The following is a 19460-nucleotide window of genomic DNA, read 5'->3' as shown; positions in this document are numbered from 1 at the left end:
CCCCGGGCCGCCCGGCACGGCGCGCCGTGTGTCCGGCCCCGGCGGCGCCCTGTGCCGCCTCGGGCTGGCGTTCCGCCCCCCTTCTCCATCCCTCCACCCCGCGGGAGCCCCCATGAGCCCAGTCATCGCCGCCGAAGCTGCGGAGCTCGTCTCCGAAGAGGGCGCCAACGACGGCTTCTCGCGCTCCGACCTGCTGCGCGAAGCCATGTTGGGCGTGCTGGACCGGCACGAGCCCGAAGTTGCCGCCCTGCTGCGCCGCGAAGGCCTGTCGGGCGAGGGCCTGAGCCCGCGCCTGCTCGCCCGCACCATCCAGGCCCAGGCCATGTGGTTCCAGCTCCTGGCCATCGCCGAGCAGAACCGGGACATGCGCCGCCGCCGCAATGTCGAGCGCGAACGCGGCTACGAGCAGTTGCTCGGCACCTTCGCGCATGTGATCGGCAGCGCCGCGGCGGGCGGCATCCCGGCCGGCGAGATCCGCGAGGTGCTGGCCAGCATCAAGATCCGCCCGGTCATCACCGCCCACCCGACCGAGTCCAAGCGCATCACCGTGCTGGAGCGGCACCGCCGCGTCTACTTGCGCCTGGTCGATCTGGAATCGCCGCGCTGGACCGAGCGCGAGCGCGAGGAGCTGCTGCGCGCCATCAGCGACGAGATCGAGCTGCTGTGGCTGACCGGCGAGCTGAAGCTGGAAAAGCCCACCGTCGAGCAAGAGGTCAACTGGGGCCTCTACTTCTTCAACGAGAACCTGTTCGACACCGTCCCGGCGCTCTATGCCAAGGTGGAAGCCGCCTTCGCGCGGCAGTTCCCCAAGGAAGCGCCGCTGGAGCTGCCGCCCTTCTTCACCTTCGGCTCCTGGGTCGGCGGCGACCGCGACGGCAACCCCTTCGTGACCAGCGAGGTCACCCGCCGCACCCTGTGGCAGAACCGGGTGGCCTGCCTGCGGCGCTACCGCAGCCGCATCGTCGACCTGATCCGCAACCTCAGCATTGCCGAACACGCGCTGGAGTTCCCGGAGCCCTTCAAGCGCGCGGTGCAGGCCGCGCTGGACCAGATCCCCGATGGCGCGCAGATTGCCGCGCGCAACCCGGGCGAGCTGTGCCGGCAGTACCTGTCCGTGATGCTGGCCCGGCTGGACGTGACCCTGGCCCGCAGCGAGGAGCAGGAGCCCGCCACCACCGCCGGCGGCTACCAGCATGCCGACCAGATGCTGGCCGACCTGGACCTGGTGCAGAACGCCCTCATCGAGTCCGGCGCCCAGCGCATCGCGCAGTCCCTGATCAAGCCCATGTGGCGCGAGGTCAGCATCTTCCGCTTCAGCACCCTGCGGCTGGACGTGCGCGAGAACACGATCCGCATCAACGCCACCCTGGGCGAGATGTACCGCAGCCTGCGCGGCGAGGAGCCGCCGCCGGTGGAGAGCCCGGCCTGGAAGGCCTGGCTGCTGGCCGAGCTGGGCAATGCCCGCGCCCAGCCCTACGACTACCCCGAGCTGTCGGCCGAGGCCGCCGAGACCCTGGCGACCTTCCGCACCATCGCCGAGATGCGCACGCAGATCGACCGCGAGGCCTTCGGCGCGCTCATCCTCAGCATGACGCACAGCGCGGCCGATGTGCTGGGCGTCTACTTGCTCGCCAAGGAAGCCGGCCTCTTCGCCGACGCGCTGGCGGTGGAATCCTGCACCCTGCCCATCGTGCCGCTGCTGGAGACCATCCCCGACCTGCGCGGCGCCTCGGCCATCCTCAAGGAGCTGATCGCCGTGCCCCTGGTGCAGCGCAGCCTGCGCCGCCAGGGCAATGTGCAGGAGGTGATGGTCGGCTACAGCGATTCGAACAAGGACGGCGGCTACCTCACCGCCAACTGGGAGCTGTCCAAGGCCCAGGCGCAGCTCACCCGGCTGGGCCGCGAGCTGGGCGTGTCCATCGCCTTCTTCCATGGCCGCGGCGGCTCGGTCAGCCGCGGCGGCGCGCCCACGGGCCGCGCCATCGCGGCGGCACCGGCCGGTTCGATCCGCGGCCAGTTCCGCATCACCGAGCAGGGCGAGGTCGTCTCGCTCAAGTACGCCAACAAGGGCACGGCCGCCTACCAGGTCGAGCTGCTGAGCGCCTCGGTCGTCGAGCACATGCTGAAGTCCGAGCGCGAGACCGCGCTCATCCCGCGGCATGAGTACGACGAGGCGATGGAGGCCCTGTCGGGCACCTCCTGGACGGCCTACCGCCGGTTGATGGAATCGCCCAGCATGCTGGCCTACTTGCAGGCCGCCAGCCCGCTGGAGGAACTGGCCCTGCTCAACCTCGGCTCCCGGCCTGCCCGCCGCACCCAGGCCAAGACGCTGGCCGACCTGCGCGCCATCCCCTGGGTCTTCGCCTGGGCGCAGAACCGCCACATGCTGACCGGCTGGTATGGCGTGGGCAGCGGGCTCAAGGCCTTCCTCGACGTGCGCAAGGAACGCGGCCTGGAACTGCTGCAACGCATGTTCAAGGAATCGCGCCTCTTCCGCCTGGTGATGGACGAGGTCGAGAAGACCCTGCTGATGGTCGACCTGGACATCGCCCGCGAATTCGCCAGCCTCTGCGAGGACGCCGAGGTGCGCGAGCCCATCTTCAGCGCCGTCGAAGCCGAGTACCACCTGAGCTGCGAGATGGTCTGCGCCATCTCCGGCGACAGCCTGTTGGCGCAGCGCTTCCCGCAGTACCGCCGCCGCCTGGCGCGCCGGCTCAAGACCATGAACCAGGTCAGCCGCGAGCAGGTGCAGTTGCTGCGCCAGTGGCGCGCGACCGGCGCCGAGGACGTACGCCACGCCCTGCTGCTGTCGATCAACTGCGCCTCGGCCGGCCTGGGCGCCACGGGCTGAGGCCCAAGCCCGCGCCGCACCCCCTTCTTTCGCACCACCCGGTCCGACCCCGGACCCCACCCCCAGCCGGACACCCCGGAGGAGACCCGATCCATGAGCTTCTACGCCGTTGAACAAGCCACCCCCCGCCTGCACCGTTCCGAGCTGGCCGTGCCGGGCTCCAACCCCGGCATGTTCGAGAAGGCCGCCAAGAGCGCGGCCGACATCGTCTTCCTCGACTGCGAGGACGCCGTCGCGCCGGACGACAAGGAGCAGGCGCGCAAGAACATCATCGAGGCCCTGAACGACATCGACTGGGGCAGCAAGACGATGATGGTCCGCATCAACGGCCTGGACACGCACTACATGGTGCGCGACGTGGTCGACATCGTCGAAGCCTGCCCGCGGCTGGACATGATCCTGATCCCCAAGGTCGGCGTGCCGCAGGACGTGTATGCGCTCGACATGATGGTCACCCAGCTCGAGAACTCGAAGAAGCGCACCAAGCGCATCGGCTTCGAGGTGCTGATCGAGACCGCCCTGGGCATGGCCAATGTCGAGGCCATCGCCCAGGCCAGCAAGCGGCTGGAGGCCATGAGCTTCGGCGTGGCCGACTACGCCGCCTCCACCCGCGCCCGCACCACCGTGATCGGCGGCGTGAACAAGGACAGCGTGGTGCTGAGCGACAAGGATGCCGACGGCCAGCGCCAGGCCTTCTGGACCGACCCCTGGCATGCCGCCCAGACCCGCATGATGGTGGCTTGCCGCGCCTACGGCCTGCGCCCCATCGACGGCCCCTTCGGCGACTTCAGCGACCCGGACGGCTACCTCAGCGCCGCCAACCGCTGCGCCGTGCTGGGCTACGAGGGCAAGTGGGCCATCCACCCCTCGCAGATCGAGCTGGCCAACCGCGTGTTCACGCCCTCGGATGCCGAAGTCACCAAGGCCCGCCGCATCCTGGAAGCCATGGCCCAGGCCGCCAAGGAGGGCAAGGGCGCCGTCTCGCTCGACGGCCGCCTGATCGACATCGCCTCCATCCGCATGGCCGAAGCCCTGCTGGCCAAGGCCGACCAGATCGCCGCCGCGCGCTGAAGCGCGCGTCCGGCCCCAGGTTCCGCGGCGCGCATCGCGCCACGGCCTCGGGGTGGGGGCACATCGCCCCCGCCTCCGGCGCGGCGCCGCACCAGGCCCGCCCGACCCGCCCCCGTCCACGACTGTGGCCGGGGGTTTTTTTTCGGCCGCCGCTCAGGGCGGCGGCGCGCAGGGCTGGTCGGCGGCGACGAAGTGCAGGTCGGCAAAGCCGGCCTCGGCCGATTCGCCGGTGTTGTCGGTGTCGACGGCCAGGGCGATCTGCACCGGCCGGGCGCTGGCGCCGAAGTGGCGGCGCGCATCGGCCGCGATGTCGCGGCGCTCCTGCACCCAGGTGCCGGCCTGGGCGGCGCCGCTGCGCTGCACGATCATCATGGCCCGGTCGGTGTAGGCATTGGGCTGGGCGGTGCCGACCGCGGCCTGGCCGTCCCACACATAGTTCAGCGCGGCATCGGGCAGCTCGGGGCCGAAGATCGAGCGGCCCAGGGCCAGCTTGGCGCGCAGGGCGAAGCCCTGGTCCTCGGGCGGGATGGCCAGGCTGATGTAAAGCCGGGCGGCATAGTCGTCGCCGGCCTTGTCGCCCAGCCGGGCGGTCTTCAGCGGCGCGTCGATGCGCCAGGCCCAGCACAGCACGGGCGTGGCGGCCAGGTCCACCGCCAGGGGCCGGGCGAGCAGCGAAAAGCTCTTGGCCGAGCGGATCTCGACCGCCGCGCGGCCGTCCCAGGCGCGCAGGCGGTGGCGGTTGGGCGTGAGGCCGGGCTTGAGTGCCTTCTCGCGCCAGGGTTCAAGGCCGGCGTCGAAGCGGCCGACCCAGACGGGCTCGGCCGCCGCCACCGGGCCGGCGCCCACCGCCAAGCCCACCAGCGCCAGCAGCCCCAGCAGGCTGAAGACCGCGGCGCCCGCCCGCCGACCACCCGCAGGCCCGCCGGCGCTCATGCTTGCAGCACCGCCAGCCAGGCGCGCTGGGCGGCGTCGAGCTGATCGGGCGGGGTGATCAGGGCGCTGGCCAGCGCCTGGCGGGATTCGGGCTCGATCTCGGGCTGCGGCAGATCCAGCAGGGTGTGCAGCAGTTGCCGGGCCTGGGCCAGGGTGGCGCCGTAGCGGGCGAAGACTTCGGCCACGCTGACATGGTGGGCGGGGTCGTCCATCCAGCAGTCGTAGTCGGTGACCAGGCCGACGGTGGCATAGCCCATCTGCGCCTCGCGGGCCAGGAAGACCTCCGGCACATTGCTCATGCCGACCAGTTGGCCGCCGAGCTGGCGCAGCATGAAGCTCTCGGCCCGGGTGCCCAGGCGCGGGCCTTCGACGCAGGCATAGGTCAGGTCGCGGTGCAGGGGTAGGCCGAGCCGGGCGGCGCCGGCCGCGATCCAGTCGACCATGGCCGCGCTCACCGGCCGCGCGGTGGAGACATGCGCGGCCACGCCGCCGCCGAAGAAGCTGCGCTCGCGCAGGCCGCGGGTCCAGTCGATGTACTGCCCGGGCACGGCAAGCTGGCCCGGCGCGACCGGCTCGACCAGGCTGCCGACCGCCGAGAAGCCCAGCAGGTGGGTGGCGCCGGCCGCCTTGAGCGCAAACACATTGGCGCGGTAGTTCACCTCATGCGGCAGCAGGCGGTGGCCGGCGCCGTGGCGGGCCAGGAAGAGCAGCTCGCGCCCGCCGAAGCGGCCGTGCAGCACCGGGCCGGAGGGGCGGCCGAAGGGCGTGTCGCCCTCGTGGCGGGTGATCAGCTCGAAGTCATCGAGCGCGTAGAGGCCGGTGCCTCCGACGACGGCAAGCATGGGGCGTTCTCCAGAAGGGTTCAGGCGTCCAGGGGGGCGGGACGCGGCGCGTCGGCGACACGGTAACGCTGCAGGAAGGCACGGTCGATGTGGCGCTTCCAGGCCAGCACCCAGCGGCCCTCGGTGGCCAGGCCGCCGCGCGCGGCGATGGCGCGGCCGTCGGCCGTGGCCAGCAGGGCCAGCACGCGGGCCTGGGGTTCGTGCTCGCGCCAGGCGCCGGCCCCGCAGGCGGCGCGCAGGTTGTCCGACAGCACCGGACCCATGCGCACGGCATACACGCCTGCCTTGGGCAGGGCGGGTGACCAGGCCGCGCAATCGCCCACCGCGAAGATGTCCGGATGCGAGATGGAGCGCAGCCGGCGGTCGATGGCCAGGAAGCCGCCCGCGTCGACCGCCAGGCCGCCGCGGCGGGCCGGGTCGCGCTGCCAGGCATGGGCGCGGGCGCCGGTGGCCCAGAGCATCACATCGGTGCCGGCGGCCTCGGCCTCGGTCCAACTGCGGCCGAGTTGCAGCTCGATGCCGGCCCGCGCCAGGGCCCGCGCCGCCGCCCGCTGCGCGCCGGGCGCCAGGCCGGGCAGCAGCGGGCCGCGGCTGAGCAGCCGGGCTTGCAGGCGCAGGCCCGGCCGCTCGCGGCGCAGCCGGGCGCTGACGGCCAGCACGGTCTCGAAGCCGGCCGCGCCCCCGCCCACGGCGGCCAGGCGCAGCGGGCGGTCCAGCGGCCAGACGGCCAGCTCGGCACGCAGCGCATCCCAGGCGGCACGCAGGGCGCCCAGCGGGCGCATCGACAGCACGCGCACGCCGGCCGGTGCCGGCGGCTCCAGCGTGGAGCCGACATTCAGCGAGAGATGCCGCCAGCCCAGCCGCGTGCCGCGGGTCAGGGTGAGCTGGCGCGCCGCCGGGTCCAGGGCCTGCACGCTGTCGAGGTGCAGGGTGGCGCCGGCCGCGCGGGCCAGGGCGGCCATGTCGATGCTGATGGAGGCGCTGCTTTCCTCGCCCGCCAGCCAGGCCGGCACGCTGCCGGAATAGGGCGCCAGCGGCTCGGGCGTGACCAGATGCAGGGCCACGCCCGGCAGCGGCGCCAGGGCCCAGCGGCGCAGCACCTCGGCATGGGCATGGCCGCCGCCGACGAGGACGAGATCGTTCATGCGCCCACCCCCAGGCCCACCGGCAGCCAGCCGGCCGGCAGGTGGACGAGGTCGGCCGGCTCGTCGATGTCGTGCAGCGGCGCCAGCTCGGCCAGGCGCAGGCCGGCCGCGGCGGCGCGGGCGCGGGTGGCGGCCAGCACGCCGGCCGTGCTCCAGGCCATGCCTTCGAAGAGCGCGGGCGCCGGCCGGCGCAGGCCGATCAGCGCATAGCCGCCGTCGTGCGCGGGCACGGTCACCGCGTCGGCCTGGGCCAGGGCCTGGGCGGCGGCGCGCAGCCGGGCGGCGTCCAGGGCCGGTGCGTCGGTGCCGATCAACACCGCCCCGGCCGCGCCGCCGGCCAGGGCGCGGTCGAGCGCGCGGGCCATGCGGGCGCCGAGGTCGCCTTCGCCCTGCAAGCTCAGGCGCAGGCCGGGCCGGGCGGCCTGGCGCTGCACGGCGGGGTGGTCGGCGTCGGGCGTGACGCACAGCTCGACCGTGTCGAAGCCGGCGGCCAGGGCCTGGTCCAGGGCATGGTCAAGCAGGCGCTCGGCCAGCGCGGCGGCGCCTTCGGGGCCGAGGGCGGGGATGAGGCGGGTCTTGGCCAAGCCCGGCACGGGGGCCTTGGCGAGCACCGTCAGGTGGAAGCGGGGGGGCATGGGTCGGGAAGGGGCTCGAAACAGGGGCTCGGGGCAAGGGCCAGGGGCCCGGCTTCAGCGGTAGGCGCGGGCCAGGGCCTCGGGCGAGGCGCCGCGCCAGTAGCGCCAGCGCAGCCGCCACATCAGCAAGATGGTCGGCCAGGCGCCGCGCTCGTCCCAGCGCCGGCCGGCGGTCTGCACCTTCAGGCGCAGGCAGGCCGGGCGCAGGCCACGGCGCAGCAGGCGGCGGCTGAGCTCGATGTCCTCCATCAGCGGTTGCTCGGGGAAGCCGCCGAGTTCGCGGAAGGTCTCGGCGCGCAGGAAGATGCCCTGGTCGCCGGTGGCGATGCCGGTCCAGCGCGAGCGCCGGTTCATGAGCGCGGCGACCACCGGCAGCCAGCGCGAGCGGCCTTCGATGCGCACGTCGAAGCGGCCCCAGTGCGCGCCCGCGTCGAGCGCGGCCCCCAGCGCCTCGGCGCCGCCGGGCGGCAGGCGGGTGTCGGCATGCAGGAAGAGCAAGTGCTCGCCCCGCGCGCAGGCCGCGCCGGCATTCATCTGCCGGGCACGGCCGCGCGGGCCTTCGAGCACGCGGTCGGCCAGCGGTCGGGCGCGGGCCAGGCTGTCGTCCCGGCTGCCGCCGTCGACGACGATCAGCTCCTGCCCGGCCGCCCGCAGCGGCGCCAGCGCGCGCAGCGTGGCCTCGATGCCGGCGGCCTCATTGAGCATGGGCATGACGATGGACAGGCGCGGCCGGGCCGCGGCGGCGTCGGCGGGGCTCGGGCTCATGCCGGCACGTCGTTCAGTGCCCAGTCGTAGTCGAGGAAGTCGATCGGCACCTTGCCGGCGCGCAGCCGGGCCTGGTCGGCCGGGGCCTCGGCCAGGCGCTCGGCCTGGCTGGCGAAGAAGCCGGCCAGGCTGCGGATGCCGCGGTGGCCGAGGCGGAAGTCCTCGCCATACCAGTCGAAGATCTTCGAGACCTTGAGCCGGCCGCTGGCCGCGTCGTAGCGGTTGCGGCTGCGGTCGGCCAGGAAGCGGGCGGTCTGCTCGTCGAGCTGGGCGTCGAGCCGCTCGGGCAGGAAGGCCTCCTCGCGCAGCATGGGGCAGCCGACCGAGGCGCAGTTGACCGCGAAGTGGATGCGCGGGTCGTCGTAGCGGCCGCGGGCGCGCAGGCGGACATGCTCGATGCCGTCGAGCGACAGGGTCTCGCCGAGCAGCGGGATCCAGGCCGGCTTCCAGGGGCTGCTGAGCAGGCTTCCCAGGTCCTTGATCGAAGCCAGGCGCGGGTAGCGGCCGAGGATGAGCTCGACCGTCCAGGCGTTGTAGGCATTGATCAGGAAGGCCATCTGCGCGGCCGGCGTCCAGGCCTCGAAACGCGCGCGCGGCAGGGCCGACAGGCTGGTCAGGTAGGCCTTGAGCGCCGGCCGGTCGGCCGCGAAGCCGGCATAGCGGACCTGCGAGGCCTGGCCGCCGCGCAGCAGCACGACATGGCGCTTGAGCAGCGCCGTCCAGGGCCCGTGGTCGAAGGCCTCGGCCGCCGCGGCCGGGCCGGCGGCCAGCGGCCCCAGGCCGGCCAGGGCCAGGCTGCCGATCGCGCCACCCAGCAGGCGGCGGCGGGCCGGGCTCAGGGCCTGAGCCTCAGCCGCAGGCTGCGACGGGTGAGCGGTCAAACAAAGCTTCGGTTTCATGCGCCGCGCTCCCAGGCGTGGTACTTCGCCACCCAGGACAGCAGGCCTTGCGGGGCATGGGCCCGCTTCCATTCGCCGGCCACGTACTTGTTGGCCTCCGACAGGGTGGGGTAGGTGTGGATGGTGCCGAGGATCTTGTTGAGACCCAGGCCGTGCTTCATCGCCAGCACGAATTCGGCGAGCAGGTCGCCGGCATGTTCGCCGACGATGGTCACGCCGAGGATGCGGTCCTTGCCCGGCACGGTCAGCACCTTGACGTAACCGTGGGCGGTGCCGTCGGCGATGGCGCGGTCGAGATCGTCCAGACCGTAACGCGTCAGCTCGTAGGCCACGCCCTGGGCGCGGGCCTCGTCCTCCGACAGGCCGACCCGCGCGACCTCGGGGTCGGTGAAGGTGGTCCAGGGCATCACACGGTAGTCGGCGGTGAAGGTCTTGAAGCGACCGAACAGGGCATTGACCGCCGCATACCAGGCCTGGTGGGCCGCCGCATGGGTGAACTGGTAGGGCCCGGCCACATCGCCCACGGCATAGATGTTCGGGTACTTGGTTTGCAGCAGACCGTTGGTGACGATGGTCTTGCGCGGCGTCAGCGGGATGCCCAGCTCCTCCAGGCCATAGCCCTCGACCCGCGGCGTGCGGCCGACGGCGCAGAGCAACTGGTCGAAGGGCAGTGCGATCTCCTGCCCGCCATGCCGCACGATCAGGCGCTTGCCCTGGGCATCCTGCTCGCAGCGCAGGGCCTGGTGGCCGGTGAGCACGCGCACGCCATCGGACCGCAGCGAAGCGGTGACCAGCGCGGCGGCGTCGGCATCCTCGCGCGCCATCAGGCGCTCGCCCTGCTCGACCTGGGTCACCTCGGCGCCGAGGCGGGCGAAGCTCTGCGCCAGCTCGCAGCCGATCGGCCCGCCGCCCAGCACCAGCAACCGGGCCGGCAGCTCGCGCAGGCCCCAGACGGTGTCGGAATTGAGCGCGCCGACCTCGGCAAGGCCGGGGATGGGCGGCATGAAGGGCCGCGCGCCCGCGGCGATCACGATGCTGCGGGTGCTCAGCACCTGGGTGCGGCCGTCGGCCCCGCGCACCTCGACCGTCCAGGGCGTGAGCATGCGGGCATGGCCCTGCAGCACCTCGACGCCCAGGCTGGTGTAGCGCTCGACCGAGTCGTGCGGCTCGACATCGCGCACGACGCCGGCCACCCGCTCCATCACCGCCGCGAAGTCCACCCGGCCCTGCACGCCGCGCAGGCCCATGGCCTCGCCCTTGCGCAGGGCCTGGGCGGCCTTGGCCGAGCGGATCAGGGCCTTGCTCGGCACGCAGCCGAAGTTCAGGCAGTCGCCGCCCATCTTGTGGCCTTCGACCAGGGTGACCTTGGCCTTGACCGCCGCGGCGATGTAGGCGCTGACCAGGCCGCCGGCGCCGGCGCCGATCACGACCAGGTTGCGGTCGAAGCGGCTCGGCCGCGTCCAGCCCGCATAGACCTTGCGCCGCTGCAGCCAGGCCACGATGGCCTTGGCCAGCAGGGGGAAGCAGCCCAGCAGCACGAAGGAGCCGAGCAGGCCCGGCGACAGCACATCGCCCGGCGAGCTGATGCTTGCAAGCTGGGTGCCGGCGTTCACGAAGACCGCGGTGCCCGCCAGCATGCCGAGCTGGCTGACCCAGTAGAAGCGGCCGGCGCCGATCGGCGTCAGGCCGGCCAGCAGATTGACCAGGAAGAAGGGGAAGACGGGCACCAGCCTCAGGGTCAGCAGGTAGAGCACGCCATCGCGGCGCATGCCCTCGTTGATGGGCGCAAGCTGCGCGCCGAAGCGCGACTGCACCAGGTCGCGCAGCAGGTAGCGCGCGACCAGGAAGGCCAGCAGCGCGCCGAGGCTGGATGCGAAGGACACCAGCAGCAGGCCCCAGCCCAGGCCGAACATCGCGCCGCCAGCCAGGGTCAGCACGGCCGCACCCGGGAAGGACAGGGCGGTGACGAGGACATAGACGCCGAAATACACCGCCGCCGTGGCCAGCGGCCGTTCGGCAACCAGGGCATCCAGCTCGGCCCGGCGGGCCTTGAGGGCATCGAGCGTGAGCAGCTCGGCCAAGCCGAAATGCTGCCAGGCCCAGAGCGCCAGACCGGCCACCAAGATCAGGCCGATGAACAGCGGCAGGCGGCTGCGCGGCGCGGCGGCCGGCGACGGGGTGGGACCGGACGAGGGGGCGGGCGCGCTCATGCGAGGGCTCCACCGCAGCTGCTGCCCTGGCCGGCCGTGCAGCCGTAGCAGTGGTCGGCAATGTGGACGGCCTCGCCGTCCGGGTCCTCGCTCAGCAGGTCGGCAAGCTGCGGTCGTTCACGCCCCTTCAGCCGGGCGCGCAGGCCGAGCATCTGGTTGAAGTCGCAGTCGTAGAGATCCCCCTGCCAGTCCACGCTGACCGTGCTGCGGCACATCAGGGTGTCGAGGTTCTCGGCCTGGTAGGCGCCGCGCAGCAGGGCCATGTAGCTGGCGAAGCTGCCCTTGGAGACCAGGGTGCTGCCAAAGCGCTGGATCGGCATGTTGGTCAGGGCATAGAGCCGATTGAAGACGATGCCGAAGTGCGCGGCCAGCTCGCGCTTGTAGTCGGCCTCCAGCTTCTGCTGCGGCGGCGGCAGCACGGGGCCCTGCGGGTTGTAGACCAGGTTGAGCACCAGGCCGCTGCCGTCCTGGCCGTAGCCCAGGGCATTGAGCCGCTTGAGGCCGGCGATGCTGGCCTCGAAGACGCCGTCGCCGCGCTGGCGGTCGACATTGGCCGGCGAATAGCAGGGCAGCGAGGCGACCACCTCCACGCCCTGCGCGGCCAGGAAATCGGCCAGATCCTCCTGCCCGGGCTCGGACAGGATGGTGAGGTTGCAGCGGTCGATCACCTTCACGCCCAGGGCGCGGGCGCCAGCCACCAGGCGGCGGAAGTGCAGGTTCAGCTCGGGCGCGCCGCCGGTCAGGTCCAGGGTCTCGATGCGGCGGGCCTGGAGCACGGCCAGCACCTGGTCGATGGTGGCCGCATCCATCATCTCGGTGCGGTTCGGGCCGGCATTGACATGGCAGTGCAGGCAGCTCTGGTTGCAGCGGTAGCCCAGGTTGACCTGCAAGGTCTGCAAGGCGGCGCGGCGCACCGGCGGGAAATCGGTGGCGACGAGGAGCGGCAGGGTGGCGTGCATCGGACAGGGTCTTTCGGAAAAGGCGGGGCCGGAACGACGGCCACGGAGGCTCCGTCGGAGAAATCGTCGCATCGTTACACGACACCTGCGGATTCGGATGCATGGCCTGTCCGCCGCAGGGCTGTCGGGTCGCCCGTGACGGACTTGGCAGACGGCCCGCCGCCGTCGGCCTGGGCCGGCAGCGGCGTGATGCGGGTCACGACCACGGCCTGGCCCGCGCCGGGCGGCGGCCGATAGAGCGGGGATGCGCAGGCCCCCGGCCGCCGGCCGGGCCGCTGTGCATCGCACCCCTCACGACCGCCACCCCACCATGAAGCCCCACGCCAAGCCCCCGGGTCCCCGCCTGCTGGCCGCCGCCGTCCTGGCCGGAGCCGCCCAGGGGGCCTCCGCCGAACCCCGCCCGCCCGAGGCCCAGGACCCGCCCCCCGCCCGCAGCCCGCAGGCCAGCGCGGACCGCGAGCGGCCGCTGCCCGCCCCCGTCCAGGGCGCCTGGGCCCTGCCGACCGCCAGCCTGGGGCCGGAAATCGGGGCCGAACACCGCCCGGGCGCAGCGACGGCGCGCCGCCCGCCCGAGCCCGAGACCCGCCCCTCGACCGTGCCCGAGCCCAGCACCACCGCCCTGACCCTGCTGGGCGGCGCCGCCCTGCTCGCCTGGCGACGGCTGACCCGGCGGCGCGACCCGCTCTGAAGCACCGGGCGGTCGTCGACGGCAGCTAGAGTCGGCGGGTTGAAGCCCGACCCTACTGCCCGAAAGGAACCCGATGCGTCTCTCCGCCCTCGCCCGCCCCGCCCTGGCCAGCTTCCTGGCCGCCAGCCTGTTCAGCCTGGGCGCCCAGGCGGCACCGAGCTGCGCCGACCAGGCCAGCGAGAAGAAGCTGGCCGGCGCGGCCAAGAACAGCTTCCTCAAGAAGTGCGAGCGCGAGGCCGGCCCCAGCGACTGCGCCGCCCAGGCGGCGGAAAAGAAGCTGGCCGGCGCCGCCCGAACCAGCTTCCTCAAGAAGTGCGAAGCCGGCGCCGCGCCCTCGCCGGCACCGCAAGCCGCCTGCCAGGCCCAGGCCGATGGCAAGAAGCTGGCCGGCGCCGCGCGCAGCAGCTTCGTCAAGAAGTGCGTGGCCGACGCGGCTGCGAAGTGATGCTGCGCGGCCGGGCTCAGGCGCCCAGCGCGCAAGCCACCGCCGCTTCCCGCGCCGCCGCGATGGCCGCCCCGACCGCCGGCCCGCGCGCCCCGCGGGCGGCGGCTTCCGCCGCCACGGCTGCGGTGTCGACGGCCTGGGCCGCGGCCAGCGCGGCGGCCAGGCGCCCGGCCTGCGGATAGGGCGCGTCGCCCAGGCCCAGGCGGCCGCGCGCATCGCAAAGGCAGGCCTGCAAGAGTTCGGCAAAGGCCGCCGGCTTGCGGAAGGCGTCGCAGCGCTCCAGCAGTCGCAGCACGGCTGCGGCGCCGAAGCCGCCGCTGGCGTGCACATTGCCGTGCTCGCGGGCGACGCGCTCGGCCAGCTCGGCGCAGTCCCGGGGCACGCGCAGGCGGGCATGCACGGCGCGCAGCAGTTCGACGCTGCGGCCTTCGTGGCCCAGGTGGCGCGGCAGGATGTCCGGCGGCGTCGTGCCCTTGCCCAGGTCATGGCCCAGGGCGGCCCAGCGCACCGTCAGTGGCGCGCCCAGGCTGGCGGCATGGTCGATCACCATCATCACGTGCACGCCGGTGTCGACTTCGGGGTGGTAATCGGCCCGCTGCGGCACGCCCCAGAGCCGGTCCAGCTCGGGCAGCAGGCGGGCAAGGGCGCCGGCCTCGCGCAGCACGTTGAACATGCGCGAGGGCCGGGCTTCCATCAGGCCGCGGGCGACTTCCTGCCAGACGCGCTCGGGCACCAGGGCATCGACCTCGCCCGCGGCGACCATGGCCTGCATCAGTGCCAGGGTCTCGGGGGCGACGCGGAAATCGTCGAAGCGCGCCGCGAAGCGGGCCAGGCGCAGGATGCGCACCGGATCCTCGGCAAAGGCCGGCGAGACATGGCGCAGCACCTTGGCCGCCAGGTCGCGCTGGCCGCCGTGGGGGTCGATCAGGCTGCCGTCGGCCGCGCGCGCCATGGCATTGATGGTCAGGTCGCGGCGCAGCAGGTCCTCTTCCAGCGTGACCTCGGGGGCGGCATGCACGACGAAGCCGTGGTAGCCGGGCGCGGTCTTGCGCTCGGTGCGGGCCAGGGCCACTTCCTCGCGCGTCTGCGGGTCGAGGAAGACCGGGAAGTCGCGGCCGACAGGCAAGTAGCCCGCCTCGACAAGCTGCGCGGGCGTGGCGCCGACGACGACCCAGTCGCGGTCGTGCACCGGCCGGCCGAGCAGGGCATCGCGGACCGCGCCGCCGACCTCGTAGCGCTGCATGGCCGGGCCGCCGCTCAGCGCCGGGCCAGCGTGCGCCAGGCGTCGAGCCGGCCGGCCGAGGCGCTGCCGCCCAGGTAGCCCGGCGCCACCGCCTCCAGCGCCGTGGGGGTGATGCCCAGGCGCGCCAGATCGGGCAGGTGGCCGCTGGCGATGTTGGGCACCTTCATGGAATCGAGGTTGTCGGCACTCATCAGCGGCTCGCCGGGCAGCAGGCCCATCACGCCGGCTTGCAGGCGGCCGACCAGGTCGGGCATGGGCAGCACCGGACGCGGCACGCCGGCCAGGCGACCGGCCAGGCGCACCAGCTCGGCCAGGGTCCAGACGCGCGGGCCGGCGGCCTCGATCGTCTCGCCGGCGGTGCTGGCGTCGTCCAGGCAGCGCACCAGCGCCTCGGCCACGTCCTGCACCCAGACCGGCTGGAAGCGCGCATCCGCGCCGGCCAGGGGCAGCAGCGGCGCCAGGGTCTGGAGGGCGGCGAAGGTGTTCATGAAGCGGTCGCCGGCGCCGAAGATGACCGAGGGCCGCAGGATCGTCAGCCCAGGCGCCCCGGCCTCGCGCAGCGCGGCCTCGCCGGCCGCCTTGCTGCGCAGGTAGTGCGAGGGCGCATCGGCCGCCACGCCGAGCGCGCTGACATGCAGCACCCGGCCCACGCCCGCCGCCCGCGCCGCCCGCCCGACCTTGGCCGCCAGCTCGACATGCACGCGCTGGAAGGCCGCCGGGCTGCCATGCAGGATGGCGACGAGGTGGAAGACGGCCTCGCAACCCTGCATCAACCGGGCAAGCTGGGCTTCGTCATGCACATCGGCCGCCAGCAGCTCGACCGAGGGCAGGGTGCCGATGCGGCCCTTGGCGCGGTCGGGCCGGCGGCTGGGCACGCGCAGCACCGTCGAGGGGCCGTGGCGGCGCAGCAGGGCTTCGCAGAGGGCGGTACCGACGAAGCCGGTGCCGCCGAGGATCAGCAGCTTGGGCATGGCAGTTTCCAGGTCAGGGGTGGAGCCCGGGCGGGCCGGGGACGGCCTGCGCGGGCGAGTTGGATGCGTTCGCGGCGGATCAGGGCAGCTCGGACTCGCCGGGCTTCTCGGCCGACAGGCGCGGGCCGATGGTGGGGCCCAGGCGGCTGCGCAGCGATTGCGGCTGGCCGCTGAGCAGGGCGGCATAGGCGGTGGTGTTGGACAGCACCTTCTTCACATAGTCGCGGGTTTCGCTGAAGGGGATGTTCTCGGTCCAGACGGCGGCATCGAGCAAGGGGCCTTCGCGCCACTTGCGCGGCCGGCCCGGGCCGGCGTTGTAGCCGGCGGCGGCCATGGGGTGCGAGCCCTCGAAGCTGTCGAGCACCAGCTTCAGGTAGCCGGTGCCGATGCGCAGGTTGAGGTTGCGGTCGGTGATGGCCTGGGGGTCGAGCTTGAGGCCGAGCTGGCGCGCCGTCCACTTGGCGGTGGCGGGCATGATCTGCATCAGGCCCGAGGCGCCGACATGCGAGCGCGCATCCAGGATGAAGCGCGACTCCTGCCGGATCAGGCCGTAGACATAGGCCGGGTCCAGGCCCTGCTCGCGGGCGCGGGCCACGACCTCGCTGCGGAAGGGCATGGGAAAGCGCTGCTGCATGTCGACCTCGACCCGCGTGCGCTCGCTGGTGTTGATGCAGCGGTCCCAGATCTCGCGGTCGCAGGCCATCTGCGCGGCGGCCAGCAGCTCGCGGTCGCCCAGGCCGCGGATGCTGTAGTTCCACTCGCGCACGCCCTCGTTGCGCAGGCCGATCTCGATCAGGCCCAGGCCGCGTTGCAGGCCGGGGCGGGCCAGGGCCTCGGCGCGCTCGGCCGGGCTGAGCGGCGCGGGCGTCGGCGGCAGCACGGTCGGCCGGCCCAGGGCTTCCAAGGCCAGCTTGCCGTAGTAGTTCAAGGGGCTGGCGATGCCGGCCAGCAGGCGCCGCGCCTCGGCTTCGAGCAGGGCGCCGTCCTGGCTGTCGGGCGCGATGGCCTGCAGGCCGCGGGCCTTCCAATAGATCCAGGTCGGGTCCTCTTGCTGATCGGCCGGCAGGGCCTGGATGGCTTGCAGCACCTGCTGCCAGCGGCCCTTGCCGCCGTTGGCGCGCAGCGCGGCGCGGGCCTGCCACGCGTGGGTGTCCTCGGCCACGCCGTGCGGGCCGAGGCCCAAGCGTTGGGCACGCTGGAAATGGTCCGGCGCCTCGGGCGAAAGCTTGAGCGCGGCCTGCTTGCCGAAGCTGGCCCAGACCCAGCCGGCGGTGGCCGGCGGCAGGTCCTCGGTCCAGCGGGCGTGCATGGCGCGCACGGCCTCGTCGAGCTCGCGGGCGCCCAAGCGGATCAGGGCCAGCGCCGCCAGCTCCCGGGCCTGCGGGCCGCTCGGGCCGGTCTGGCGCGCGAGGTAGCGGGCCGGGTGGTCGAAGATGGCCTGCAGCGCGGGCTGGACGTCGAGCAGGCTGGCAGCCTGCTCGGCGGCGGCGCGGCGGTTGGCCTCGGTGCTCAGGCGCAGCTTGTGCCAGATCGCGCTGTCGGGCAGGCGGCCGGCCTCGCGCAGGCCGAGGGCCAGGGCATGGCAGGCCTCGTCGGCGTCGCGCTGCGCCCACCAGAGGCGCACCGGTTCGCCGGCCTGCGGCAGGCCGGCCTCCAGGCGGGCCAGGGCCACATGACAATGCACCTTGCGGTCGTCGTCGAGCACGAAGCGCGGGTATTCGGCCAGCAGGGCGGCTCGGTCGCGGCGCCGGCCCAGCTCCAGCAGCCAGTCGTTGCGCAGCCGGTCTTCCAGGTAGCTGCCGGGCCAGCGGGCGTAGAAGGCGTCCAGGTCGGCCTGGCTGGCGCGCTCCAGCCGGGCGCTCAGTTCCCAGTAGTCGGGCCAGACGGCCAGCGGGTGGCCGCCGACGGCGGCGCGGTCGCGCAGCAGGGCGAGGCGGGCGCCGTCGCGGCGGCGGAAAGCCTCGCGGGCCTCGACGAGCAGGGCAGCCACCTCCGGCGGCACGGGCGCCAGCACGGCCGGCGCCGGGGGCGCGGCGGGGGGTGCGGCAGGCGCGGCGGCCACCCCCAGGCCCAGGGCGAGCAGCAGACCGGGGAGGCCGATCGACCCCAGCCGGCGGAAGGCCAGCGGCCGGGAGGAAAGGACGTTCGGAAGCATGCGGGTAGCCGGATCACGACCGGGCGACGCAGCATGCGTGCCCATCGCGCTTCACTGTACCCGAGCCCCCCGGGCCCGGGCGCTGCGGGGCCGCAGCGGACGGCCGGTCACGGCCCTGTGGACAATGCCGGTCTGACGGCGGCGCCTCCCGCGCCGCCGTCGCCCCGACCTTGCCGAGGAAGCCGATGCCGCCCCTGCCCTTCGACCCGCTGTCCCTGCCGCGCGACAAGAAGCAGCTGCGCCGCCTGCTGCAAGCAGAGCGCCAGGCCCTACCCGACCGCCTGGAGCGCGCCGTGCAGTTGCAGAGCGTGCTGCGGATCTGGCTGGCCGGCCGCCAGGACCACACCCTGGGCGCCTACTGGCCGATCAAGGGCGAGTTCGATCCCCTGCCCGCCCTGCACCGCTGGACGGAAGGCAGCGGCCACGGCACCGGCGACGGCCCGCCGCGCCGCATCGGCCTGCCGGTGATGAACCGCGAGACCAAGCAACTGCGCTTCCTGCAGTGGTATCCGGGCTGCCCGATGGAGCACGATGCCTACGACATCCCCAAGCCGCAGGGCACCGACCTGGTCACGCCGACGCTGCTGCTCGTGCCCTGCGTGGGCCACGGGCCCGGCGGCCTGCGCCTGGGCTATGGCGGCGGCTTCTACGACCGCACCCTGGCCGCGCTGAACCCGCGGCCCTACACCGTGGGCATCGGCTATGCGCACGGCCACATCCCCTGGCTGGAGGCCGAGCCGCATGACATCCCGCTTGACACCCTGCTGACCGAGGAAGGCGTGGTCTGGCAGCGGGACGGCAGGTGAAAGCCGACACCGCCTGGACGGTGCGCGGCCCGCTGCGCCTGGCCGACCACGACCCCGACGCCCGCCCGGCGCGCAGCAGCAGCCGCGAAGCCGACCAGGCTCGGCTTGACGCGCTGGCCCTGGAGATCGACCGCCTCCAGACCCTGATGTGGGCCCAGGGCCAGGCGCCCGGCCCGCAGGCCGCGCGTGCCCCGCGCCTGCTGCTGGTGCTGCAGGGCCTGGACACCAGCGGCAAGGACGGCACGGCGCGCGCCGTCTTCAGCCGCTGCAGCCCGCTGGGCGTGCGGGTGGCGGCCTTCAAGGCACCGACCGAGGAAGAGCGCGCCCGCGATTTCCTCTGGCGGGTGCATGCCCAGGTGCCGCGCGCCGGCGAGCTGGTCGTCTTCAACCGCAGCCATTACGAGGATGTGCTGGTGCCGGTGGTCGAGGGCGGGATCGACGCCGCCGAGCGCGACCGCCGCCTGGCCCAGATCAAGGCCTTCGAGCGCCTGCTGGTCGAGAGCGGCACGACGGTCCTCAAGTGCTTCCTGCACCTGTCCAAGGCCGAGCAGGCCAAGCGCCTGCAAGCGCGGCTGGACGATCCGGACAAGCGCTGGAAATTCCAGGCCAGCGACCTGGCCACCCGTGCGAAGTGGGATGACTACCAGGCCGCCTACGAGACCGCGCTGGCCGCCACCTCCACCGCCCAGGCGACCTGGCACCTGATCCCGGCCGACAGCAAGAGCAACCGCAACCTGATGGTCGCCGAGCGGGTGGTCGAGGCGCTGCGCGCCCTCAAGCTCAAGGCGCCGCCGACCGATCCGGCCCTGGAGGGCCTGCGCATCGACGGCGGCTGAAGGCCT

The 19460-nt window shown here is 73.6% G+C and carries 17 protein-coding genes; 6 read left to right on the top strand and 11 right to left on the bottom strand.

Annotation, left to right across the window (positions count from 1 at the left end):
* The first annotated feature begins 112 nt into the window (after positions 1-112).
* Positions 113-2851, top strand: a complete 2739-nt coding sequence (locus tag JI742_RS02950) for a phosphoenolpyruvate carboxylase (RefSeq protein ID WP_201823866.1) — start codon at positions 113-115, stop codon at positions 2849-2851.
* Positions 2852-2944: 93 nt separating this feature from the next.
* The gene (locus JI742_RS02945; protein ID WP_201823864.1) at positions 2945-3922 is read left to right on the top strand and encodes an HpcH/HpaI aldolase/citrate lyase family protein; all 978 of its coding nucleotides are present in this window, start codon (positions 2945-2947) and stop codon (positions 3920-3922) included.
* A gap of 153 nt (positions 3923-4075) precedes the next feature.
* Here JI742_RS02945 and JI742_RS02940 read toward each other — a convergent pair whose 3' ends face one another.
* Genes JI742_RS02940 through arsS form a run of 8 tightly spaced genes read right to left on the bottom strand, consistent with a single transcriptional unit; the run spans position 4076 to position 12310 of the window.
* Positions 4076-4855 (bottom strand): DUF3047 domain-containing protein, encoded by a 780-nt coding sequence (locus tag JI742_RS02940; RefSeq protein ID WP_201823862.1) that lies wholly within the window; start codon positions 4853-4855, stop codon positions 4076-4078.
* A complete protein-coding gene (locus JI742_RS02935; protein ID WP_201823860.1) occupies positions 4852-5697 on the bottom strand; it encodes an MTAP family purine nucleoside phosphorylase in 846 nt (281 codons plus the stop codon). The genes JI742_RS02940 and JI742_RS02935 overlap by 4 nt, the downstream gene beginning before the upstream one ends.
* A 20-nt stretch (positions 5698-5717) precedes the next feature.
* Positions 5718-6842 (bottom strand): FAD-dependent oxidoreductase, encoded by a 1125-nt coding sequence (locus JI742_RS02930; protein WP_201823859.1) that lies wholly within the window; start codon positions 6840-6842, stop codon positions 5718-5720.
* Positions 6839-7477 carry a TIGR04282 family arsenosugar biosynthesis glycosyltransferase gene (locus tag JI742_RS02925; protein WP_201823858.1) on the bottom strand — a complete coding sequence of 213 codons (639 nt, stop codon included), beginning with the start codon at positions 7475-7477 and terminating at the stop codon, positions 6839-6841. Before JI742_RS02925 ends, JI742_RS02930 begins: the two co-directional genes overlap by 4 nt.
* Positions 7478-7531: 54 nt before the next feature.
* On the bottom strand, positions 7532-8242 hold the full coding sequence (locus tag JI742_RS02920) for a TIGR04283 family arsenosugar biosynthesis glycosyltransferase (protein WP_201823857.1): 711 nt from the start codon (positions 8240-8242) through the stop codon (positions 7532-7534).
* The gene (locus tag JI742_RS02915) at positions 8239-9123 is read right to left on the bottom strand and encodes a DUF547 domain-containing protein (protein WP_236676753.1); all 885 of its coding nucleotides are present in this window, start codon (positions 9121-9123) and stop codon (positions 8239-8241) included. Before JI742_RS02915 ends, JI742_RS02920 begins: the two co-directional genes overlap by 4 nt.
* Positions 9124-9137: 14 nt before the next feature.
* A complete protein-coding gene (locus JI742_RS02910) occupies positions 9138-11351 on the bottom strand; it encodes a dihydrolipoyl dehydrogenase family protein (protein WP_201823855.1) in 2214 nt (737 codons plus the stop codon).
* Complete coding sequence (gene arsS, locus JI742_RS02905) at positions 11348-12310, bottom strand: arsenosugar biosynthesis radical SAM (seleno)protein ArsS (protein ID WP_201823853.1); 963 nt, start codon at positions 12308-12310, stop codon at positions 11348-11350. Before arsS ends, JI742_RS02910 begins: the two co-directional genes overlap by 4 nt.
* Before the next feature lie 310 nt (positions 12311-12620).
* On the opposite strand from arsS, the gene JI742_RS02900 reads away from it, so the two are divergent.
* Both JI742_RS02900 and JI742_RS02895 read left to right on the top strand, forming a co-directional pair.
* Positions 12621-12998 (top strand): PEP-CTERM sorting domain-containing protein, encoded by a 378-nt coding sequence (locus JI742_RS02900; protein ID WP_201823851.1) that lies wholly within the window; start codon positions 12621-12623, stop codon positions 12996-12998.
* A gap of 73 nt (positions 12999-13071) precedes the next feature.
* Positions 13072-13443, top strand: coding sequence for a PsiF family protein (locus JI742_RS02895; RefSeq protein ID WP_201823850.1), 372 nt, complete (start codon positions 13072-13074; stop codon positions 13441-13443).
* Positions 13444-13459: 16 nt separating this feature from the next.
* Here the strand turns inward: JI742_RS02895 and JI742_RS02890 are convergent, their stop codons facing one another.
* The 3 genes from JI742_RS02890 to JI742_RS02880 all read right to left on the bottom strand — a co-directional run bounded on the left by JI742_RS02890 (position 13460) and on the right by JI742_RS02880 (position 17812).
* Complete coding sequence (locus JI742_RS02890; RefSeq protein WP_201823849.1) at positions 13460-14686, bottom strand: multifunctional CCA addition/repair protein; 1227 nt, start codon at positions 14684-14686, stop codon at positions 13460-13462.
* A 14-nt stretch (positions 14687-14700) separates the two neighbouring features.
* A complete protein-coding gene (locus JI742_RS02885; protein ID WP_201823848.1) occupies positions 14701-15657 on the bottom strand; it encodes a complex I NDUFA9 subunit family protein in 957 nt (318 codons plus the stop codon).
* 79 nt (positions 15658-15736) lie between these two features.
* On the bottom strand, positions 15737-17812 hold the full coding sequence (locus tag JI742_RS02880) for a lytic transglycosylase domain-containing protein (protein ID WP_201823847.1): 2076 nt from the start codon (positions 17810-17812) through the stop codon (positions 15737-15739).
* A gap of 185 nt (positions 17813-17997) precedes the next feature.
* Between JI742_RS02880 and JI742_RS02875 the strand changes: the two genes are divergently transcribed.
* Positions 17998-18618 carry a 5-formyltetrahydrofolate cyclo-ligase gene (locus tag JI742_RS02875; RefSeq protein WP_201823846.1) on the top strand — a complete coding sequence of 207 codons (621 nt, stop codon included), beginning with the start codon at positions 17998-18000 and terminating at the stop codon, positions 18616-18618.
* Positions 18615-19454: a PPK2 family polyphosphate kinase gene (locus JI742_RS02870; RefSeq protein WP_201823845.1), complete on the top strand. Its 840-nt coding sequence runs from the start codon at positions 18615-18617 to the stop codon at positions 19452-19454. The genes JI742_RS02875 and JI742_RS02870 overlap by 4 nt, the downstream gene beginning before the upstream one ends.
* The last annotated feature ends 6 nt before the right edge of the window (positions 19455-19460 follow it).

Source organism: Piscinibacter lacus, from assembly GCF_016735685.1.
GTDB lineage: Bacteria > Pseudomonadota > Gammaproteobacteria > Burkholderiales > Burkholderiaceae_C > Aquariibacter > Aquariibacter lacus.
The sequence above is the reverse complement of the archived record's forward strand: the minus strand, read 5'-3'. Positions and strand labels throughout refer to the sequence as shown.

What these genes read in the sequence shown, in the direction of transcription:
- JI742_RS02930 (WP_201823859.1), bottom strand. Translation starts at nt 6,842, where the DNA reads ATGAACGATCTCGTCCTCGTCGGCGGCGGCCATGCCCATGCCGAGGTG.
- JI742_RS02895 (WP_201823850.1), top strand. Translation starts at nt 13,072, where the DNA reads ATGCGTCTCTCCGCCCTCGCCCGCCCCGCCCTGGCCAGCTTCCTGGCC.
- JI742_RS02935 (WP_201823860.1), bottom strand. Translation starts at nt 5,697, where the DNA reads ATGCTTGCCGTCGTCGGAGGCACCGGCCTCTACGCGCTCGATGACTTC.
- JI742_RS02925 (WP_201823858.1), bottom strand. Translation starts at nt 7,477, where the DNA reads ATGCCCCCCCGCTTCCACCTGACGGTGCTCGCCAAGGCCCCCGTGCCG.
- JI742_RS02885 (WP_201823848.1), bottom strand. Translation starts at nt 15,657, where the DNA reads ATGCCCAAGCTGCTGATCCTCGGCGGCACCGGCTTCGTCGGTACCGCC.
- JI742_RS02900 (WP_201823851.1), top strand. Translation starts at nt 12,621, where the DNA reads ATGAAGCCCCACGCCAAGCCCCCGGGTCCCCGCCTGCTGGCCGCCGCC.
- JI742_RS02910 (WP_201823855.1), bottom strand. Translation starts at nt 11,351, where the DNA reads ATGAGCGCGCCCGCCCCCTCGTCCGGTCCCACCCCGTCGCCGGCCGCC.
- JI742_RS02920 (WP_201823857.1), bottom strand. Translation starts at nt 8,242, where the DNA reads ATGAGCCCGAGCCCCGCCGACGCCGCCGCGGCCCGGCCGCGCCTGTCC.
- JI742_RS02945 (WP_201823864.1), top strand. Translation starts at nt 2,945, where the DNA reads ATGAGCTTCTACGCCGTTGAACAAGCCACCCCCCGCCTGCACCGTTCC.
- JI742_RS02890 (WP_201823849.1), bottom strand. Translation starts at nt 14,686, where the DNA reads ATGCAGCGCTACGAGGTCGGCGGCGCGGTCCGCGATGCCCTGCTCGGC.
- JI742_RS02950 (WP_201823866.1), top strand. Translation starts at nt 113, where the DNA reads ATGAGCCCAGTCATCGCCGCCGAAGCTGCGGAGCTCGTCTCCGAAGAG.
- JI742_RS02880 (WP_201823847.1), bottom strand. Translation starts at nt 17,812, where the DNA reads ATGCTTCCGAACGTCCTTTCCTCCCGGCCGCTGGCCTTCCGCCGGCTG.
- arsS (WP_201823853.1), bottom strand. Translation starts at nt 12,310, where the DNA reads ATGCACGCCACCCTGCCGCTCCTCGTCGCCACCGATTTCCCGCCGGTG.
- JI742_RS02875 (WP_201823846.1), top strand. Translation starts at nt 17,998, where the DNA reads ATGCCGCCCCTGCCCTTCGACCCGCTGTCCCTGCCGCGCGACAAGAAG.
- JI742_RS02940 (WP_201823862.1), bottom strand. Translation starts at nt 4,855, where the DNA reads ATGAGCGCCGGCGGGCCTGCGGGTGGTCGGCGGGCGGGCGCCGCGGTC.